Origin of the sequence: Lacisediminihabitans profunda (genome assembly GCF_008040105.1) — a bacterium.
GTDB lineage: Bacteria > Actinomycetota > Actinomycetes > Actinomycetales > Microbacteriaceae > Lacisediminihabitans > Lacisediminihabitans profunda.
Map to the genome: position 1 here is coordinate 1 of NZ_VRMG01000150.1, position 395 is coordinate 395.

Consider the following 395-nt stretch of genomic DNA (forward strand, 5'->3'; position numbering starts at 1 on the left):
GTACTACTCCTCAGATTAAAGGCCCGGGCGGTCTGCTTGAAAAAGCAACAGACCTATTCAAGCTCGTTGACCCTAAAGTCAAGTGGAAAGACAAAGACGGCAAGTTTGTGTTCTCTTCTGGTGCAGTTATTTTCCTTCGACACTTCGAACAAGAATCTGACAAAGACTCCTTCCAAGGTTGGGAGGTTAGTAAGTTCCTAGTCGACGAAGGTCAGCAGTTCACAGAAGGCATGGTGACATACCTTATCTCTCGTATGCGTAACCCGAAATGCTCGGTTGTTCCGCACATGAAGATTACATGTAACCCTGATTACAATTCGTTCCTTCGTAAATGGATTGAATGGTGGCTAGACCCTGACACAGGAATCCCGATCCCTGAGCGCTCCGGCGTAACT

At 47.1% G+C, this 395-nt stretch carries 1 protein-coding gene; it reads left to right on the forward strand.

Features of this window, described 5'->3' with window-relative positions; genetic code table 11:
• A partial coding sequence (locus FVP33_RS19335) for a terminase large subunit domain-containing protein (RefSeq protein WP_222706821.1) occupies window positions 1-395 on the forward strand: 395 nt, incomplete at both ends.